Here is a 16,769-nt window from a genome sequence, read left to right on the forward strand (position 1 = left end):
CTGCGGGGTTACTGCGGGTTTGCTGCGGGGTGTTCAGGGACTTCGAGCTGCTCCGCCATGCGGTGCAGGCGCTGCAGGACCGTGCGGGCGCGCGTGCCGTCGCCGGCCCGCGAGGCCGCTTCGAGTTCGCGGGCGGGCGGCGTGAATTCGTCATAGCCGACGGTGCCGGCCGCGCCGGCGAGCCAGTGTGCGAGGCGTTCCACCTCCGCCAGGTCGCCTTGTTCGGCCGCGTCGCGTGCGTGCCCCAGCTGCTCGGACAGCCGGCCGGCGAACCGCGCCACGATCGGCGCGAGCTTCGCGTTGTCGGCGAAGCGCGAGCGGATCCGTGCCGGCGCGTCATCGGGTTCGGCTGGGGCCTGCGCCTCTTGCGCCACCTGCGTCGCGAGGCCGGCCGCTACGTCCTCGGGAGCGCCACCCAGCAGGTGCGCCACCTGCTGGATCAGCGCATCGATGTCGATCGGCTTCGTCAGGTACGCGGTGCAGCCCGCCTCCAGCACCTTCTGCTCGGAGCCCTTCATCGCGTGGGCCGTGAGCGCGACGATGGGGACGCGCGCGCCGCGGCGGCGCAGCTCGCGCGTCGCCGCGTAGCCGTCCATCACGGGCATCTGCATGTCCATCAGCACGAGGTCGAAGCTCGCAGCCGCGAGCTTCTCGAGCGCCGCCTGGCCGTGCTCGGCTTCCTCCACCCAGAGGCCCTGCTCCGCCAGCACGAGCGAGACGAGCTCGCGGTTCTCCGCGCCGTCGTCCACCACCAGCACCCGCGCCGGCGGGATCTTCCAGCGGCGGCGGCTGGCCTTGGGAGCCGCTGCGCCCGTTGCGAGCTGGGAGCGATCGAGCATCCGCAGGCCGTCGAGCGCGCCGGTGGCGAAGCTGAAGACCATGGTGGTGCCGGCGCCCGGCCGGCTGCTGCCGGTGAGGTCTCCCCCGAGCGCGCGCGCCAATCGGCGGCTGATGGCCAGCCCCAGGCCCGTGCCGCCGAAGCGGCGCGTGATCGATGCGTCCGCCTGCGTGAACGGCTCGAACATCGACTCGACCTTGCCCTGCTCCATGCCGATGCCGGTGTCCTTGACCGTCACGGTGTAGTGGCCGTTGGCGCACGAAAGCACCACTTCCACGCTGCCCGCATCGGTGAACTTGATCGCGTTGCTGAGCAGGTTGAGCACCACCTGGCGGATGCGCGCGGGGTCGGACTGCACCTGCTCCGGAAGTTGGGTGTCCTGCCGCAGCGTGAGGGCGATCCCTTTCTCGCGGGCCTTGAGTCCCAGCTCCTCGACCGCCCCCTGGACGATCTCGTGCGGTGCGCAGGCGATCTTCTCCACCGCCAGCTGGCCGGCCTCGACCTTGGAGAGGTCCAGGATGTCGTTGATCAGGCCGAGCAGGTGCCTGCCGCTGCGATGGATCGTCTCGAGGTACCGCGAAGACTCGCCTTCGTTGCGGCCGAAGCCGCGCCGCAGCAGCTCGGTGAAGCCGAGGATGGCGTTCATCGGGGTGCGGATCTCGTGGCTCATGTTGGCCAGGAACTCGCTCTTGGCGCGGTTGGCGGCCTCGGCCTCGTCCCGGGCCTCGCGCAGTTCCACCTGGCTGCGTTCGAGCAGCGTGATGTCCTTCAGGCTGACCAGCACGCCGGACGCCTGCCCGCCGCGGGCCAGCACCGGCGAGCAGTTGACGACGAAGCTGCGCACCTGCCCCTGGACGTCGCGCAGCTTCATCGGAAGGTCCTTCTGGAGGCTGCCGGTCGCGAGCGATGCCGTCCAGGGAAAGTGCTCGGACGCGAGCGGCCGGCCTTCCCCATCGAGCCACGCGATCTCCGACACCGGCTTGCCCATCAGCTGCTCGTGGTCGCGGCCCAGCAGCTTCGTGAGCGCCTCGTTGGCCAGCACCACGTTCTGCTTCGAGTCGATCACCACCAGGCCTTCGGCCAGCGAGTCGAACGCCGAACGCACGCGCGGAGGGATCGCCTTGGCGGGGTCCAGGTGGTGCAGCACGCGGTGAAGGTAGATGTAGAACGACAGCAGGCACAGCGAGCCCGCGAACGCGAGCAGCACCACCAGGGGCATCTGGAAGACGCCCGCGATGCCCGGCGCGGTCAGCGGCGCGAAGCGCATCTCCAGCTGGCCCCAGGGCTGGTTGCCGGCGAACAGCATCACCTGGATCTGCGAGTCCGGCACGCGGCCGCTTTCCACCGGCAGCCAATGGCGCGCGTGGTCCCCGGTGGTCAGCAGCAGTCGCCCCTCGCGCGAGCGCAGGCCGATCGACTGCAGGTCGTCGTTGCGGGTCTGGATGAACCGGAGGAGCTCCTGCACCCGCGCGGGGTCGGAGCTGTTCAGGAAAGCGGCGCTGCTGGCAGCCACCGATTCGGCCAGGGCCACATGGCCGGCACGGATGGCGCCGTTGCGGTCGGGGACCAGGCCGAGGAACGACGCCGCCAGCAGCACGGTGCTGACGATGGACGCGAGGCCCAGCGCGATGTAGGTGCGAGTGTTGAGCAGCTTCAAGCGAAACCCCGCAGCGGATCCGGCGCGATGCGCGTGGCCGGCGGCAGCGCCTCGTCGTCCTCGTCCTTGTCGTCACCGGAACGCGCGAGCACCGGCAGCGGATCCAGCAGGCGCCACGCGGGCAGCGCCGACAGGTAGCTTCCGAGCAGCACGCCGCCGCGGATCAGCCACAGCACGTAGATCAGCGAGACACCCAGCGACAGGCCGGCCACGGTGATGGTGGTCGTGCGATCGAGGTTGAACTCCTCCTGCAGCTGGCGGCGCAGCCGGTTCAGTTCTTCCAGGAAGGCGGCGGAACGCAAGGCCAGCTGGAGCTGCTCCGCCGAGACCGGCGCGAAGGCGCCTTGCAGGCCGGCGAAGCCCGTGACGAGGAAGTCGCCCGCGAAGTCGAGCGTGGCGGGAACCAGCGTGATCTGGGTAACGTCGCTTCCGTCGAGCACGCGGCCGGTGGCGGTCGCGTGCTGCGGTTGCGGCGGCGCGAAGCCCATGATCGAGCCGAGCACGTTGGCGCCGGCCAGATCGTCTCGCAGGCTGCCGCCGAGGGCCTCGATCGACCCGACGACGCGACCTGGCGTGCTGGCGGGTTCACTGCCCGGTGCGGCAGCCGGGAGCTGCGGGTCCGTCAGCGGCGGCTGCGCAGATGCGGGAGCGGGCATCGGGCCGATCCCGCCGCCGGCGTCGATCGCCTGGCTGCCGACCTCGATGCGCAGCGCGCCGGACACGCGGTCGATGCCGCCGCCGGCCGTGCCGCCGTCGTCGCGGACGGTCCAGGCCAGCTCGCCCATGCTGCCGCTGCTGCCCGCGGCGGCGACGAACTGCATCGAACGGAGATCGGCAAGCGTGTACGTCCCGCCCACGACAACCGGCGTGCTGCCGTCGGCCAGCAGGACGGTGCCCAGCGCGGAGGAAGGCAGCGCGGTGATGACCACGGTGAGCGCCTGGCCCGCCTCGTCGAAACCTCCGCCCGGTCCATAGGCCAGCTGGCCCAATCCGAGCGACCCGGCGCTACCCTCGGCGACTTCAGTGACGGCTGCAGAGCCGTCGAGTCGCACCGGCGCATCGTTGACGGCCTGCACCGTCACGCTCGCGGAGGCGATGCCGCTGCTGAAGGCGGAGCTGCCGCCGTTGACGCGCGTATCCGCCCGCGTGGTGCCGGCCGTGCCGCCGCTGAAGTCCCAGGCCCGGAAGCCCAGGCCGCTTGCCTGGCCATTCCAGTTCGCGCCGGGCACGAAGCGCAGCTGCGCGTCGCCCGCCAGGAGTTCGGCATCGGCTGCGCTGACGCCGCTGAAGGCCGACCAGCTCGTCCCGCCGTCGCGGCTGAATTCCCAGTGCCCGCCGCTGCCCTCGGCCGCGATCACGGCGATCCCGGTGCGGCCGAGCGGATCGAAGGCCTGGCCCGCGAGCAGGTCCGCGACCCGCATGGCGCCGCTGGACTGCGCGTCCTCGGCGATGGCCGGCAAGGCGTTGGCGCCTTGCAGCGTCGGGGCCTGGTTGACGACGTTGATGTAGACGCGTTCCGTCAACGCCGCTGCGCCGGGGCCGTCGTCGCGCACGCTGAAGGTGAACGTGCCGGCGCCGCTGCTGACGGTCGAAGACGCGATGAACTGCAGCGTGCGCAGTTCGGCCAGCGTGTAGCTCGCGCCAATCGTTACGGGCGTGCGGCCATCGGCGAGCACGAGCGTGCCGATCCCGGACGGAAGACCGGTGACGGTGACCAGCAGCGCCTGGGCCGCCTCGTCCGCGCCTCCACCCGGGCTATACGACAGCCCGCCAAGTCCGAGCGGCATCGCGGCGCTGCCCTCGACCACGCTGAGCCGCGAGGGTGCGGCCGAAGTGCGCACGGGCGCGTCGTTGACCGGCGTCACGCGCACGTCGAGCGTGGCGCGCGCGCCGGTGCTGGTCGTGTACTCCACCTGCGGAGCGGCGCCGTTCCAGTGGGCGGCCGGCGTAAAGGTGTAGGCCCCGCTCCCCTGCAGCGTGAAGCTGCCGATGCCGGCCAGCACCGCGGTCGCGCCGGCGGCGTAGCTGGTCGCGCCGATGGAGAAGCTTGCGACGGCCAGTGCGTTATCCACGTCGCTGTCGTTGGCCAGCACGTTGCCGGTCACGACCGTGTCCTCGTCGCCGACTGCGCTGTCGGCGCCGAGCACCGAGGCGTCGTCGACCGCGGCCACGACGATGGCCAGCGTGCTCACGGCACCGGTGTTTGTCGTGTAGCTGACCTGCGGCAGCGTGCCGTTCCAGTTCGACACGGGTGTGAAGAGATAGCTGCCGTCGGATGCCAACGTGAACGTGCCCACGCCCGCCAGGTTCACGGTCGAGCCGGCGGCGTAGGTGTTGCCCGCGATCCCGAAGCTGGCCACCTGGAGTGCGGAATCGGAGTCGGTGTCGTTGGCGAGGACGTTGCCCGTCGCGACGGTGTCCTCCGTTCCCGCCGCTGTGTCCGCAGTGGCGGACGTGGCGTCGTCCTGCGCCACGAGGGTGATGGCGACCGTGCTCGTGGCGCCGGTGTTGGTGGTGTAGCCGATCAGCGGCAGGCTGCCGTTCCAGTTCGCCACCGGGGTGAACAGGTAATCGCCGCCGGCGCTCAGCGAGAAGGAGCCGACCCCCGCGATCAGCACCGTGCTGCCCGCCGTGTGCGCCGAGCCATTCACCTGGAACGAGGCCACGGTGACCACGGAGTCAGCATCGGTGTCGTTGGAAAGCACGTTGCCAGTGACCGCGTTGTCCTCAGGGCCTGTGGCCGTATCGGCATTTGCCACCGTCGGGTCGCCGACCGGTGTCACCGTGAGGTCCAGCGTGCTGCTGGCGCCGGTGCTGGTTGTGTAGGTGACCTGCGGGACGGCGCCGTTCCAGTTGGCTGCCGGCGTGAAGCTGAACGCTCCGTCCAGGCCCAGCGTGAAGCTGCCCACACCTGCGATCATGGCCGTCGCGCCCGCTGCGTACCGGGTGCCGGCCACCTCGAAGCTGGTCACCTGGAGGGGCGAATCCACGTCTGTGTCGTTCACGAGGACGTTGCCGGCTGCGACGCTGTCCTCCGCAATGGTGAGCGCATCAGCGACCAGAACCGAGGCGTCGTCCACTGCGGACACCGTGATCGTGAGCGTGCCGATGGCGCCCGTGTCGGTCGTGTAGCTCACCACGGGCACGCTGCCGTTCCAGTTCGCCAGCGGAGTGAAGCTGAAGCCACCATCGGCCAACATCGTGATGCTGCCCACTCCGGAAATCGTGGCCGTCTGCCCGGCAGCGTAGGTCGTAGCGCCGACCTGGAACGTCGTGACCTGCAGCGCCCCGTCCGCGTCGCTGTCGTTGGTCAGCACGTTGCCGGTGGCGGCGTTGTCCTCGGCCGTGGTCACCACGTCCGCTCCGATCACGGTGGCGTCGTCGACGGGGTTCACGGTGAGCGACAGCGTGCTGCTGGCGCCACTGTTCGTCGTGTAGGTGACCTGCGGGACGGCACCGTGCCAGTTGGCTGCGGGCGTGAAGATGTAAGCGCCGTTCGCGGCAAGCGTGAAGCTGCCCACGCCGGCGATCGCGACCGTCGAACCGGCAGCATGCGTCGTGCCACCGATCTCGAAGCTCGCCACCTGCAGCGGCGAGTCGACGTCGCTGTCGTTCGCCAGCACGTTGCCGGTGCCGGTGGTGTCTTCATCAACGATGTTCGTCTCGGGCACGAGCGCGCTCGCGTCATCCACAGCAGCAACGGTGAGGTCCAGCGTGCTGCTCGCACCGGTGCTGGTCGTGTACGTCAGCTGCGGGAGCGCCCCGTTCCAGTCCGCCACCGGCGTGAAGGTGTAGCTGCCATCGGCCCGCAGCGTGAGGCTTCCCATGCCGGAGAGGCTGGCCGTCGCGCCGGCGGCGTAGGAGCTCCCGCCGATGCTGAAGCCCGTCACCTGCAGCGCGTCGTCCACGTCGGTGTCGTTGGCCAGGACGTTGCCGGTGGCGACGGTGTCCTCGTCGACGAGCAGCGTGTCCGCAGTGGCGCCCGTGGCGTCATCGACAGCATCCACGGTGATGTCCAGCGTGCTGCTGGCGCCCGTGTTGGTGGTGTACGTGAGCTGAGGCAGCGTGCCGTTCCAGTTCGCGGCCGGCGTGAACGTGTAGATGCCATCGGCGGCCAGCGTGAAGCTGCCCCCGGCAACGCTGGCCGTCGCGCCCGCTGCGTACAGCGTGCCGCCGATCGAGAAGCTGCTGACCTGCAGCAGGTTGTCCACGTCCACGTCGTTGGCCAGCACGTTCCCGGTGGCCACGGTGTCCTCGTCCACGGTGCCCGCATCGGCGGTGGTGCTCGTGGCGTCGTCCACCGCGCCGACCGTGATGTCCAGCGTCCCCGTGGCGCCGGTGCTCGTGACGTAGCTGACCTGCGGGACCGTGCCGTTCCAGTCGGCCGCCGGGGTGAAGACATAGTCGCCGTTGGCGGCCAGGCTGAAACTGCCGATGCCGGGCACGTTTACCGACGCCCCTGCGGCGTAGCTGGTGCCGCCAATGCTGAAGCCCGCGACCTGCAGCGCGTTGTCGACGTCGCTGTCGTTGGCCAGGACGTTGCCCGAGGCGACGCCGTCTTCCACGGTGGCGCCGACGTCCGCCCCGATGACCGTCGCGTCATCCACCGCCGTCACGGTGATCGTGACCGTCCCCGTGGCCGTGCCGCCCTGGCCGTCGCTCAGCGTGTACGTGAACGTCGCAGTGCCATGGAAGTTCGCCGTCGGCGTGAAGACGATGTTGCCGCCCACGAGCGCAACCGTGCCACCGCCGCCCGCGGTCACGCCCGCGATGGCCAGCACGCCGCCGTCGCCGTCCGCATCATTGCCCAGCAGATCGGAAGGCAGGAGGGTCAACGGCTGGTCTTCCGGCGTCGCGACTGCGTCCGCGCCGGTCACGGGCAGGTCGTTCACGGAGGCAACCTGGATGGTGACGGTGGCGCTCGACGTGCCGCCCTGCCCGTCCTCGATCGTGTAGCTGAAGGTGCCGTCGCCGTGGAAGCCAGCGTCCGGCGTGAACACGATGCTGCCGCCACTGAGAGTGACCGTGCCGCCCGATCCGCTGGTCACGCTGGTGATGGTGAGCGTCTCGCCGTCGAACGCGAGATCGTTGATGAGGAGCTCGGCAGGCGTGATCGTCAGCGGCTGGTCTTCGGTGGCGGACAGCGTGTCGTCCACGGCGACCGGCGCATCGTCCACGGCGTCGAGCTGGAGGATGACGGTGCCGGTGGAAACGCCGCCGTTGCCGTCCGACACGGTGTAGCTGAAGCTGGCCGGCCCGTTGAAGTTGGCCGTGGGGGTGAAGCTGATCGTCCCGCCCGACAGCGTCACGCTGCCGCCCGCGATGGCGGTCACACCGGTGATCGTGAGGGCCTGGCCCTCCACGTCGCTGTCGTTCGCCAGCAGGTCGGCCACCCCGATAGCGACGGGCGTGTCCTCGGTGCCGGTCAGCAGGTCGTCACCGGCGGTGGGTGCATCGTTCACCGCGCCGACGGCGACCACCACCTGCACGGTGGCGGTGCCGCCGTTTCCGTCGGAGACCGTGTAGTAGAAGCTCGCCGTGCCGTTGAAGTTGCTGTCCGGCGTGAACACGACGTTGCCGTCGACGATGTTCACCTGCCCGCCGGCGCCGTCGGCCACGGCGACGATGCTCAGTGTGTCGTTCTCGATGTCGCTGTCGTTGGCCAGCAGCGCGCCCGGGGTGAACGCGAGCGGCGTGTCCTCGTCGGTCGCCGCCGTCTCCCCCACGACCACCGGCGCGTCGTTCACTGGCGCCACCACGATCGTCACGCCGGCGCTGGAGGATCCGCCGCGTCCATCCGAGACGGTGTAGGTGAAGCCGGCGGTGCCCGCGTAGTTCGCGTCCGGAGTGAAGACGATCGTGTTCCCGGAGAGGGTCACCACGCCGCCGTAGGCGTTGGCGACGCCGGTGATCGTCAGGGCATCGTTCTCCGTGTCCTCGTCGTTGTCCAGCAGCGTGGCCGTGTCGATGACCAGCGGCGTGTCCTCGGCCGCCGCCAGCACGTCGGCGTGACCGAGCGGCGCGTCGTTCACCGGCGCGAGGGTCACCCGCACGGTGCCGGTGGCCGTGCCGCCCTGGCCGTCGCTCACGGTGTAGGTGAACGTGGCCGTGCCGTCGGAGTCGGCGTCGGGCGTGAACACGATGTTCTCGCCCGACATCGCCACCGTTCCGCCGGTGCCGCTCGTGACGCCGACGATGGCCAGCGTGTCGAGGTCCAGGTCGGCATCGTTGGCCAGCAGGGCCGCCGGGGTGATCACCACCAGCTGGTCTTCCGTTCCGGTAACGGTGTCATCCGTCGCGACCGGCGCGTCGTTGGCCGGGGTCACGACCACGTCGACGATGGCCGTGGCCGTGCCGCCGTGGCCGTCGGAGACCGTGTAGCTGAATCGCGCCGTGCCGTTGAAGTCGGCTGCCGGGGTGAACACGACGTTGCCGCCGACGATCTGCACCGTTCCGCCGGTCAACCCGGTGACGCCAGTGATCGCGAGCGAATCGTTCTCGGTGTCGCTGTCGTTGCCCAGCAGCGCCGCAGGTGTGAGCGTCAGCGGCGTGTCCTCGCCGGTGGTGAACGTGTCGTCCGCCGCCACCGGCGGGTCGTTCACCGCGGCGAGGTTCACGGTCACGACCGCCGTCGCGGTGCCGCCCATGCCGTCCGAGACCGTGTAGCTGAAGGTCGCCGGGCCGTTGTGGTTGGCCGTGGGCGTGAAAACGATCGTGCTGCCCGACAGCGTCACGGTTCCGCCCGAGCCATTCGCCACGCCGGTGATGACCACGCCGTCGCCATCCACGTCACTGTCGTTATCGATCAGCAGCGACGCGTCGATCGTCAGCGGCTGGTCTTCCGTGCCTGCGATGGCGTCAGCCGTCGCCACGGGGGCATCGTTCACGGCGGCGAGCACCACGCTCACCGTGGCGGTCGTGCTGCCGCCGCGCCCGTCGGACACTGTGTAGTCGAAGCTCCCGGTGCCGCTGGCATTGGCCGCGGGCGTGAAGACGATGTTGCCGTCCACGATGGCGACGGTTCCGCCGCTGCGGTTGGCCACGCCCGTGATGGCCAGCGCGTCGCCGTCGATGTCGCTGTCGTTGCCCAGCAGCGTCGCCGGCGCGATGGTGAGGACCTGGTCCTCCGTCCCCGCCACGCTGTCGGCACCCGCGAGCGGCGCATCGTTCACCGCCGCGACGTTGACCGTCACTGTGCCGACGGTGCTGCCTCCGCGCCCGTCGCTCACCGTGTAGCTGAAGCGGGCAGGCCCGTTGAAGTCCGCGGCCGGCGTGAAGGTGATGGTGCTGCCCGAAAGGCTGACCGTGCCGCCCAGGATCGCGGAGACGCCGGTGATCGAAGGCGAGTCGAACAGGTCCGGGTCGGAGTCGTTCGCCAGCAGCGTGGAGGCGGCGATCACCTTCGGCGTGTCCTCCGTCGCTGCCACCGTGTCGGCGCCGGCGGTCGGCGGCGAGTTGAGCAGCACGATGTTGACGTGCACCGTGGCGGTCGCGAAACCGCCCCGCCCGTCGCTCACCGTGTACTCGAAGCTGGCCGGGCCGGTGTAGAGGGGCTGCGCCACGAACAGCACCGTATTCCCGAGCAGCGTCACCGTGCAGTGATCCGACGAGCCCACGGAGACGACCGTCAGCGTGTCGCCCTCGAGGTCGAAATCGTTGGCCAGCAGAGCCGCCGTGTTGATGGTCAGATTGAGGGTGCCGGCAGTGAGGTTGTCGTCGTTGGCCACCGGCGCGTCGTTCGCGGGCGCGACGTTCACGGTCACAGAGCCCGTCGACTCCGCGCCGCTCGGGTCCTTCACCGTGTACGTGAAGGTCGCGGCGCCGTTGAAGTCGGCCTGCGGCGTGAAGACGATGTTGCCGCCGGAGAGCGCCACGGTCCCGCCCGTGCCGCTGGTGACACCGGTGAACGTCAGCGCGTCGCCTTCGAGGTCGCTGTCGTTGAGCAGCAGCGTGCCGGGGGCGATCACCAGCGGCTGGTCTTCAGTGCCGGATACAGAGTCGGCCGCGGTGACCGGCGCGTCGTTGACGGGGTTGACCGTGATCTGCAGCGACTGCGCCAGCGTGTCCGCGCCGCCGCCGTTGTCCTTCACCTGGAAGCCGAAGGTCGCGGTCCCGACGGCGTTGCTCGCGGTGACGAAGCGCATGCCGCGCAGTTCCTGCAGCGTGTACTCGCCCGTCGTGACGTCGGTGCCGTCCGCGAGCGTGATGCGGCCCAGGCTCGCAGGCGGCAGGGCCGCCACGATGAAGGTCAGGCCCTGCCCCGCCTCATCGGCGCCGCCGCCGGGGCCATAGTTCACCGCGCCGAGGCCGAGTCCGGTGCTGCCGCTGTCCTCGGCGACCACCAGGTCGGACACGACGCCGCCCACGGGAGCGTCGTTCACCGGGACCACCGTGATGCTGGTCACGGCGGTCGCCGTGCTGAACGCAGTGCCGGCGCCACTGAGCGTCGAGTTGCCCAGCCCGCCCGCGCTGCCCGAGGTGCCGTCCCAGGCGGCGAAGCCCAGCGTCGCCGTGCCGGTCCAGTCCGCAGCCGGCACGAACCGAACGCGCGTCAGCGCGTCGGCCAGCAGCAGCCGCGCGCTGCCCGCGGACGGGCTGCCGAAAGCGAGCCAGGTGGTGCCACCGTCCCTCGTGTACTGCCAGCTGCCGTGGCTGTTGTCCACGCTGACGACGGCGATGCCGCGCGTGCCCGTGGGGTCGTCCACCTGCCCCGCGACAAGGTCGGCCACCAGCGTCCCGGCATCCGCGGTGTCCTCCTGGACCGGCGCCATCGGGTTCGCGCCGTTGAGCACCGGTGCGCGGTTGGTGACGGTGAGCCTGAGCGTGTGGTTCAGCCGGTCCGTGCCGCCGTTGTCGGTCCCGCCGTTGTCCAGCACCTCGAAGGCCACGGTCGCCACGCCCGGCGTCGCATTGAGGCCGGACCGGAAGACCATGCCCTGGAACTGCTCCCACGTGTAGACCGTTCCCAGGCTCACGGGTGTCACGCCGTCGGCCAGCAGGATGACGACGCGATCGGGAATGGCGGTGAAGCGGAACGTGAGCGCCTGGCCAGCTTCGTCGGTGGCCGTGGCCGGCCCGGGCGCGAAGCTTCCGCCGGCCAGCATCGGCACCGGGGCGGCGCCCTCCTGGACCGTGCCGCCCGTGGTGTTGCTGGCGACCGGGGCGTCATTTCGGGCGACGACCGTGGTCACCGACGTCGCCGTCGCCGCGCTGTACGCAAACGGCCCGCCGTTGTACGAAACATCCCCCAGCGTGCCGGGCGTGCCCACCGTGCGGTCCCACGCGCGGAAGGTGATGCCGGCCGTGCCCATCGTGCTGTTCCAGTCCGCCGACGGCAGGAACCGCACGCGCGTCAGCGTGTCGGCGGCGAGCTGCATCGCGCTGGTATTGCTCAGCCCCGCCAGCGACGTCCAGGTGGTGCCGCCGTCCATCGTGAATTGCCAGGTGCCGTTGCCCGAAGTGCCGATGACGGCGATGCCGCCCTGGCTGCCGCTGGTGTCGAAGACTTGCCCCGCGATGATGTCGCTCACCAGCACGCCGGCTCGTTGCGCCGCACTGGCCCAGGGCGGCGGGGTGCCCGAAGGCGCGTTGTTGGTCCAGTCGAAGTCCTCGTAGACGGTCAGGGGCGAATGGGCCCCGTCGAGCACCGGCGCCCGGTTGACGACCACGTTGACCGTGAACGTCGCCGTGTCGGTCGCGTCGTTGGCCGTGCCGCCGCTGTCGCGGGCCGCGAAGGAGAACGCCTGCGTGCCGAGCGAGCCGATCCCGTAGGACTCGAACTGCATGCCCTGGATCTGGGCCAGCGTGTAGCTCGCGCCCAGCACCACCGGCGTGGTGCCGTCGGCCAGGTACGTCGTGCCCAGGCCGGACGGCAGGCTGGTGATCGTGTAGCCGAGGATGGACTGCGCCGCCTCGTCGCCGCCACCGCCGGTGCCGACCGTGAAGCCTGCCAGTCCGAGCGAAGTGGTCGGCGTACCGTCCAGGACGACCAGCGGCCCGGGCGCAACGCTGGGCGCATCGGTGCGCACTGGCGCATCGTTCACCGCGCCGACGACGACGGTGGCGCTCGCGGTCGCCGTGCTGAAGGCGGTCGAGCCTCCGTTCAGGGTCGTGTCGGCCGTGAGGCCGCCGTTGCCCGTGCTGCGGTCCCAGGCGCGGAAGGTGAAGGCCGGCGAGGTGCCGTTCCAGTTGGGCGCCGGGTTGAAGCGCACCCGCCACTGGCCGCCGGCCTCCAGCAGGATCGCGTTGGTGCTGCTGGCCGCGCCCAGCGAGCTCCAGCTGGTGCCGCCGTTGCTGGTGTACTCCCAGGTGCCGGCGCTGCCGCCCGCCGCGGCGATCACGGCGATGCCCAGCGAGTTGCCCGGGTCGGTGACCTTGCCCGCGATCAGGTCGGCCACGCGCATGCCGTTGCCCGGCACGTCCTCGACGGTGCCGGGCATGGCATTCACGCCGCTCAGGACCGGCGCGACGTTGCGCACGCGGATGGTGATGGACTCGACCAGCGTGTCCACGCCGCCGTTGGCCATGCCGCCGTCGTCCTTCACGATCCAGCTGAAGGTGCCCACGGCGTTCTGCACGCCGGCCGCCGCCTTGAAGCGCATGCCCTGGATCTGCGCGAGGGTGTAGCTCGTGTTGGCTGTGACGGCGGTTACGCCGTCGGCGAGGTAGACCGTGCCCATGCCGGCTGCCGGCACGGTGGCCACCGAGTAGCTCAGGGTCTGCGCGTAGTACTCGTCCGCGGCGTAGCCGGAGATGTACTGCATGGCCCCGAGGCCGAGCGACGTGATGGGCGCCGCTTCGTTCACCGTCACGTTGGCCGGCGCTGCGACGAACGTGCCGAGGTTGACGTCGTAGCGCACCGGGATGTCGTTGACCGGGATGACCGTGAGCTCCGCTGTCGCGAACGTGCTGCTGAAAGCGGTGGTGCCGCCCACGGCGCTCGTCGAAGCTGTTCCACCGGACACGCCGCTCGTGCCGTCCCACGCCCGGAACTCGAAGCCCGGGATGCTGCCGTTGATGTTGGCGCCGGGGGTGCCGACGAACCGCACGCGCGCGTCGGGCCCCAGCAGCCGGGAGTTGTTCGTGGTTCCCGACAGCGCGAGCCAGGTCGTGCCGCCATCCAGGCTGTACTGCCAGGTGCCGTTGATGTTGCCGTTGGGCATGTCGACCACGGCGATGCCGAGGAAGCCGCCGGCGTTGGCGACCTTGCCTGCGACGAGGTCGCTCACCCGAATTCCGATGCCGGGCTGGTCCTCCAGCTGCATGAACGCATTCCCGGAGGCGGCCAGCACCGGGGCCGCGTTGGTGACGGTGATCGTGATCGACTGCGACAGCGAGTCGAGTCCACCACCAATCGTGCCGCCGTCGTCGCGGACCGTGAAGGCGAAGGTGCCGCTGCCCGGCGCGCTCGACTGGAAGCGCATCGTCTGCAGCTGCGCGAGCGTGTAGCTGGCATTGACGGTGACGGGCGTGCCGTCGTCCAGCTGCACGCTGCCGACGCCGGTGGGAAGCGCCGTGACCGTGACGGTGACGCCCTGCCCTGCTTCATCCGCACCGCCACCCGGGCCATAGCCCGGGAGGCCCAGCGGAGCGGTTGTGCCTTCGAGCACGTTCAGGTTGCCCAGCGTTCCAGCCGTGAGAACCGGTGCGTCATTGACGGCGGTGACGGTGACGCTGGCGGTGGTCGTGGCGGCGCTGAAGGCACTCGTGCCGCCGACCACGCCCGCCGACACGACGCTGCCGTGCGTGCCCGCGCTGCGGTCCCAGGCCCGCAGAGCGATGGAGCTGGTGCCGGCGAAGTTCGCGTTCGGCACGAACCGCACGCGCGTATTCGTGTCGGCCGCCAGCAGCAAGGCGTTACCGCTGGCGAGAGGAGCGAGGGTGGTCCAGGTCGTCCCATCCAGCGTGTACTGCCAGCTGCCGTTGCTGGTGTCCGCGCCGACGATGGCGATGCCGCGCGGCGCACCGGCGTCGTCGTCCGTGATCCGTCCGGCCACGAGGTCGACCACGCGCGTGCCGGTCCCCGGGGCCGCGTCCTCGACCTGCGCGGGCAGGGTGATCGCCGTGCCCGCCAGCACCGGCGCGCTGTTGGGGAAACCGCCGAAGACCGCGACGACGCCGTCGCCGCCGGTGCTGTAGTTGCTGTCGTAACCGTCGGACGTCGCCAGGCCACCGACCGTGACCGACCCCACCATGTAGACGCGGTTGCCCGTGCCCCAGGCGACGCCGCCGGTGGCCATGCCGGTGCCGTAGTACGTCCCATAGGCCAGGTCGCTGCTGCCGCCGCCCTTGGGCTTGAGCACGATCACGAAGCCCGTGGTGCCGCTGGTGTTGGTGCGGCTGACCGCGTCGGACGTGGTCGGGAAGTTCGAGGTGTCGGTCGAGCCCACGATGGCCACGTAGCCGCCCGACACGGCCACGCCGGTGGGACTGTCGGTGAGCGTGCTGGACGTCGCGCCTCCCGCCGTGAGGCTGCCGCCGATGAAGGTGGAGTACTCCAGCGACGCGGCGCCCGTGAGCGTCGTGTCGTAGATGCGCAGGTAGCCGGTCTCGTGCGTGTAGGCCGTGGTCGCGAAGGCGCCTGCCGTCGTGGCGAAGCCCTGGCTCGGATCCTTGATGCGCCCGACCACGTAGGCACGGCCGCTGTCGTCGGCCGCCACGCCGGTGATGGTGTCCGCCTTGGTGCCACCCACGTAGGTCGAGTAGGCGATGGCCCCCGACGCGTTGTACTTGACCAGGAAGCCGTCATCCGTGCCGGGACGCGTGGTCTGCGCGCCTCCCGTGATGACGAGATCGCTCGAGAGCGTGGTACCAGCGACATAGACGTTGCCTGCCGAGTCCACGGCCACGCCGGCGGCGCTGTCGTTGCCACTGCCGCCGTACTGCAGCTTGGCCAACGAGGTCCCGGCGGCCGAGTACTTGTTCAGGAACGCGTCGTCCGACGTGCCCGAGATCGTGCCGACGACATGGATCGTGCCGGCCGCGTCCACCGCCACGCCGCTGCCGACGTCGGTGTTGCCGCTGCCGCCGAAATAGGTGCTGAAGACCAGGCCGTTGCCGGCGGCGTTCAGCTTCGCGACGAAGGCATCCTGCGTGCCGTTGCGCGCGGCCTGGTCGCTGCCCGCGGAGACGCCGACGAAATCCGTGGACCGGGTCCAGCCGGTGACGATCGCATTGCCGCTCGCGTCGACCGCGATCGCGGTGCCCTCCTCCGTGCTGCTGCCGCCGAAGCGGGTGGCATAGATCAGGCTGGTGAGGTCGGCATTGAACTTGGCCACGTAGGCCTCGCTGCCGTCGGAGCCGCTCGCCAGCCGGCTGCCGAAAATGCCGCTGCTGGAAGTCGTGTGGCCGGTGACGTAGACGGACCCGTCGGCGCCCACGGCCACGCCGAGCGCGGTCTCCGCTCCGCCTTCGCCGAAATAGGTCGCGTGCGTCAGCACCGGGTCCACCACGAGGGCGCGGGTGGTGTCGTAGGGGCCGACCACGATGCGCACGGTGCCGTCCGCCAGCAGCTCGTAGTGGCTCTCGACGCTCTCGCGGCCTTGTGCACCTTGCTGGTAGCTCACTGGCGCCTGGAATCGGACCTCGCGGTTCGTGCCGGCCACCTGGAGCACCAGGTCGCCATCGGCATCCAGCCGCACGTCGTCCACGCCATGGAAGCGCAGCAGCAGCTTCGACGCGTCGGCGCCCGGGGCCAGCAGGAAGTCGTATTCCAGCTGGCCCTGGTTGCCGTAGTAGCGGACGTCGATGCCGTCCCAGACGCCCTCGTACCGCACGCTGCCGTAGTTGGCGATGTCGGTCGTCCACTTCGACGGGTCCTGTCCCACCAGGTGGTTGCTGCGCGTGGCCAGCAGGTTCTCGCCGGTGGCGGTGCCGGGCTGCGCGCCCACCAGTTCCAGCCGCACCGGTTGTTCGGCGCCGTCCAGCAGCAGTTCGGCCTGGCCGCCGCCGAGGCGCACGGCGTAGCCGATCCCGGTCGCGGCGAAATCGACGCCCTCGCCCAGTTGGCCGGCATCGGCCTCGAACTGCAGCGGCGTCAGCGCATAGGCCGAGCGGACTTCGCTCTCGGTCGGCGTGGCGGCGGTTGCGGTTGCGGTGTATTCGAGGCCGTCGTCGAGCGTGCGCGTCTCGGTGGCGTCGCTGCCGGCCGTGGCGGCCAGCAGGGCGCCGGCATCGGCCGAGTACAGCAGCCGTGGTTCCAGCCACTCGGCATGCGGAGCGATCCGGCGTCGCCGTGCGGGTCTCCTGCTTCGCAGCCAGCTGCGGGTCATGGCG

General features: G+C 70.5%; 2 protein-coding genes. Both read right to left on the reverse strand.

Going from position 1 to position 16,769, the window contains the following annotated elements; all coding sequences use genetic code 11:
* Positions 1 to 8: 8 nt before the first annotated feature.
* On the reverse strand, positions 9 to 2,495 hold the full coding sequence (locus EZ313_RS22190; protein ID WP_135265504.1) for a PAS domain-containing hybrid sensor histidine kinase/response regulator: 2,487 nt from the start codon (positions 2,493 to 2,495) through the stop codon (positions 9 to 11).
* Positions 2,492 to 16,765, reverse strand: coding sequence for a cadherin-like domain-containing protein (locus EZ313_RS22195; protein ID WP_135265505.1), 14,274 nt, complete (start codon positions 16,763 to 16,765; stop codon positions 2,492 to 2,494). The genes EZ313_RS22190 and EZ313_RS22195 overlap by 4 nt, the downstream gene beginning before the upstream one ends.
* Between the last annotated feature and the right edge of the window lie 4 nt (positions 16,766 to 16,769).

Source organism: Ramlibacter henchirensis (assembly GCF_004682015.1).
In the GTDB taxonomy this organism is placed as follows: domain Bacteria; phylum Pseudomonadota; class Gammaproteobacteria; order Burkholderiales; family Burkholderiaceae_C; genus Ramlibacter; species Ramlibacter henchirensis.